Source organism: Pricia sp., from assembly GCF_041745955.1.
GTDB lineage: Bacteria > Bacteroidota > Bacteroidia > Flavobacteriales > Flavobacteriaceae > Pricia.
Window position 1 is genome coordinate 1 of record NZ_JBGTHY010000393.1, and the last position, 4,234, is coordinate 4,234.

Below are 4,234 nucleotides of genomic sequence, written 5' to 3' on the forward strand. Positions count from 1 at the left end.
CCGCCGCTTTCAATATTTACAGAAATAGTTCTTTTGTTCGGCTGAGCAACATTACGCTAGCGTATAGGTTGCCAGAGTCAATAACTTCTAAATTATCCATAAATAGCGCACGTATATACGCCAACGTAAGAAATGTGGCCGTTTTTGCACCGGATTGGGATCTTTACGATCCGGAAGGTTCAAATGTGAACGGGGCCTCTAGAAATGCTACCACAGGACTATTTGACGGAAATGGTAGGGAGCCGACCCCAAGATTTCTCACCGTGGGCATAGATATAAGTCTTTAATAAATTACAAAAAGATAGAAGAATGAAAAATATCATGAAAACATATGTTAAAAGATGGGGTATCTGCATACTACTCATCGCGCTGGTTCCTTTGTCCTGTACGAAAGACTATTTAGAGCAAGAACCCAAATCATTTTTTACGCCCAATAATGCACTCAATACGCCGGAAGGTCTGAATGCAGTTCTTTCACAGGCATTATCCAATCTTCGGGGTGAATTTTATGGTGATGGGGCTCCGATGATCACCGAAAATTTATTCTCGGAAGTCGCCGTAGAAGGTACGACCGATAAAGCTGGGCCTGCGCAGGATCTGAATACTCAAATCCTCCCAGATGCCAATAATAACAGCGCTGATACTAATAGAATCAATTGGTTTTGGGAAGAATTTTATGAGGGTATTAAATTTGCCAATACGGTCATCGGAAGACTAGACGATGCCGAATTTGATAGTGAAGAACAGAAAAATGATATTCTAGGGCGAGCGCTTTTTCATCGTGCCTATCGATATTATAGGTTAACCCACCAGTTTGGTGATATACCTTTTCTACTGGAGGAGGTAAAGGGTCCGAAATTGGATTTTGTATCCACGGAACGGGACGTTATTCTTAGAAAAATTCAAGAGGATTTGAATATGGCGGTACCCATGGTAAACGAGGTGGCCTTGGGCGGTGAGGTGTCAAGGGGTGCCGTACTACATTTATTAACCAAGGTAAACCTTGCTTTGGGCGATTTCGAAGATGCTATAGAAACCGCATCGCAGGTCATTGATGGCGGGCAATATAGTTTGATGACAAATCGATTCGGTATTAACGCGGGAGACGAAACCAAAGATGTCACTTGGGATCTACATAGAGTAGAAAACAAAAGTATCCCCGGTAACACAGAGGGAATTTTAGTTGCCATTGATAGGTTAGAATTTGAAAATCAAGGATCTACTGGTGTCGGTACCAGCGTGCAAAGGCAGGCCGTACCCTTGTGGTGGCGTTTCATCAATACCCCCGATGGGCAAAATGGAATGTCTGATTCTCCGGATGCGGAGATAAATCAAGTTACCTCTATAGGAAGAGGTATTGGAAGAAATAGGGGTACTAACTATAGTACTATAGAAATATGGGAAGATGCGAACAATGATCAGCGTCACAAGCTTGGAAATTGGTTTGATATGGAAGATTTGGTTTATAATGCCCCTAGTTTGCAGGAGGCGGGCAATTCTTTTTATGGAAAAAATCTAGAACTTTATTTACCGGACGGTACTCCCTTGTGTTCAGATACGATAAGAAACTGGTACGGTTTTCCACAGTATAAATTCTTGGTGCCAGACCCTACACGAACAAGACCTCAAGGAGGATTTGGTGACTGGTATATTTACCGATTGGCAGAGACCTATTTGCTAAGGGCCGAAGCTCATTTTTGGAACAATAATAATGCTATGGCGGCAGCCGATATCAATGCGGTAAGAGAAAGGGCCGAGGCAGACCCTATCGATGCCGGAAGTGTGAACATGGATATCATTTTAGATGAAAGGGCCAGGGAATTATACTATGAAGAAAGTCGTAAAACAGAACTGACCCGTATCGCCTATATTTTCGCCAGAACCGGGCGCACCGCATACAATGGAAAATCCTACAATTTGGATAATTTCTCGCAAGACAACTTTTGGTTCGATCGAATAATGGACGTCACCGATTTCTATAATGTGGCTGGTCTAAGAACCATATTCGGTGTCGCATACACTATGAGCCCGTATCATGTATTGTGGCCGGTGCCTTCTGCCGCGGTCAACGCGAACACCCAAGATAGAATCAATCAGAATGAGGGGTATCCTGGTTTTCAGAATAACATTGCTCCCCTAACAACAATTCCGGAGCCCGAAGAAGATTCAGGTAGTTAAACGCATTGAGTTAGTTTGTTTGAGTTAGTTTTTTTCTTAAATTCCGTTGTCCTAAAAATAGCTTTATGCGAATTGTTTTTTTATTCCTTTACCTAATAACTTCGGTTTCATGTTCAGAAAAAAAAGTGGCGTATCGCTTTCAGGTAATCAAGGACGACGGAATTTTTATTTCGCAGCCATTGAGCGTAAATCTTAAGGAAATTAAAGGGGCTACTATTGCCGCTGAAAAGCCCATTCTCTTGATACAGGAGAACGATGGAAAGGGGCAGCAGGTTCCTTTTCAAATGGATAGCGATAAAAACATGTTATGGTTCGTACCCGATCCGGAAGCGGCCGGCCTGTATCGTATAGAAAATGGCTTGCCAGACGAAAAAATGGACGATGTAATCTCTGAACGTGAAGATAATGGCAACCTAGAGTTGACCTATCGCGATACACCGGTGCTTTCATATCGATATGAGATGACCTATCCACCAGAAGGTGTGGATTCCGTATATAAAAAATCGGGATATATCCATCCGGTCATTACGTCCAAGGGCGATACGTTGTCCCGGATTCAACCGCCCGACCATTACCACCATTACGGTATTTGGGGGCCGTGGACACATACCCAGATCGATAGCCAACAGGTCGATTTTTGGAACTTGGGCGACCGCAAGGGTACCGTGCTTTTCAAGGAATTCAAGGACAAAAATAACGGGGAAATATTCGCCTCTTTTACAGCCGCCCAAGAGCATATCGACCTGTTGACCCAAGAAGAGCCTCAGGTTGCCCTGAACGAAAATCTAGAGGTGAAACTATGGGACCTGAACAGAGACGATCGCTATATGTTCGATTACAATAGCAGTTTCAGCTCCCCCTTAAAAGAGGGCATCCTTTTTGAGGCCTATCGCTATGGTGGCGGTATCGGAATGCGCTTTACCGAACGCTGGAAGGCCGATAATTGTAAGGTGCTCACCTCAGAAGGTGACGAAAGGTTGACCGCCGACGGAACCAATGCCCGATGGTGTATCGTAAGTGGCGCATCTGCCGATGGCGAAGGCACGAGCGGTATCCTGTTTATGAGCCATCCCGAAAATCGGATGCACCCCGAGCCCATGCGCGTCTGGCCCGTTGACGCCAACGGTGGACGGGGCGATATGTTTTTCGAGTTCTGTCCCATCCGGCATGAGGAATGGCAAATCGAACCGAATAAAGAGTATGAACTGAAGTATAGAATGGTCGTTTTTGATGGAGAATTGAACGCCGAGGAGGCAGAAGCCTATTGGCAATCATTTGCGCATCCTCCCGAAATTCAGCCCATCCAAAATTAAAAATCAAATCAAAAGGTATGCAACGAAGAAAATTTATCAACAGAACTGCCTTAAGCACTGCCGCTATGGTCGGTTTTCCCTCCATCGTACCTGCTAGCGTTTTCGGCAAGGACGCGCCAAGTAACAAAATCAATATCGGCCAGATCGGTTGTGGTCGCATCGCCCGTGATCATGATTTGGCGGACACTATACGATTCGATCAGGCAAGGATCATGGCCGTATGTGACCTAGATTCAAAAAGGGCTTCTGATGCCAAGACCTTGGTAGATTCTTTTTACAAAAAGAAGACCGGCAAGGAGAAGTACATGGATACAAAGATTTACGGCGATTACCATGAAATGCTCTCGAACAAGGATGTTGATGCCGTTATAATCAGCACACCTGATCATTGGCATTCCCAGCCTGCCCTTGAGGCTGCCTTGTCCGGTAAGGATATTTATCTCCAAAAACCGACTTCACTAACGGTAAAGGAAGGCCAGCAGCTACGAAAAGTAGTTCAAGACACAGGGGTTATTTTGCAAGTCGGGACCCAGCAAAGGGCGATGGAACAGTTTAGGCGGGCGGCCGAGTTGGTGCGCAATGGCCGCATCGGAAAAGTGCATACGGTGAAAATCGGACTTCCCGGTGATCCTGCAGGTCCCGAAGCGCCTGAAATGCCTGTACCTTCCAATTTGAATTTCGATATGTGGCTGGGCTCGACGCCTGAAGTGCCCTATACCGAAATTGGTGTACATCCTCAAAAC

At 45.2% G+C, this 4,234-nt stretch carries 4 protein-coding genes; all 4 read left to right on the top strand.

The genetic code is table 11. From position 1 onward, the window contains the following. On the top strand, positions 1–287 hold a 287-nt coding region (locus ACEW8S_RS14240; protein ID WP_373518803.1), incomplete at its 5' end, for a hypothetical protein. Positions 288–309: 22 nt separating this feature from the next. After that, a complete protein-coding gene (locus ACEW8S_RS14245; protein WP_373518804.1) occupies positions 310–2,178 on the top strand; it encodes a RagB/SusD family nutrient uptake outer membrane protein in 1,869 nt (622 codons plus the stop codon). A gap of 65 nt (positions 2,179–2,243) precedes the next feature. Next, on the top strand, positions 2,244–3,491 hold the full coding sequence (locus tag ACEW8S_RS14250) for a PmoA family protein (protein WP_373518805.1): 1,248 nt from the start codon (positions 2,244–2,246) through the stop codon (positions 3,489–3,491). 17 nt (positions 3,492–3,508) lie between these two features. Then, positions 3,509–4,234 (top strand): Gfo/Idh/MocA family oxidoreductase (locus tag ACEW8S_RS14255; RefSeq protein WP_373518806.1); only part of this gene is annotated, 726 nt, incomplete at its 3' end.

What these genes read in the sequence shown, in the direction of transcription:
- ACEW8S_RS14245 (WP_373518804.1), top strand. Translation starts at nt 310, where the DNA reads ATGAAAAATATCATGAAAACATATGTTAAAAGATGGGGTATCTGCATA.
- ACEW8S_RS14250 (WP_373518805.1), top strand. Translation starts at nt 2,244, where the DNA reads ATGCGAATTGTTTTTTTATTCCTTTACCTAATAACTTCGGTTTCATGT.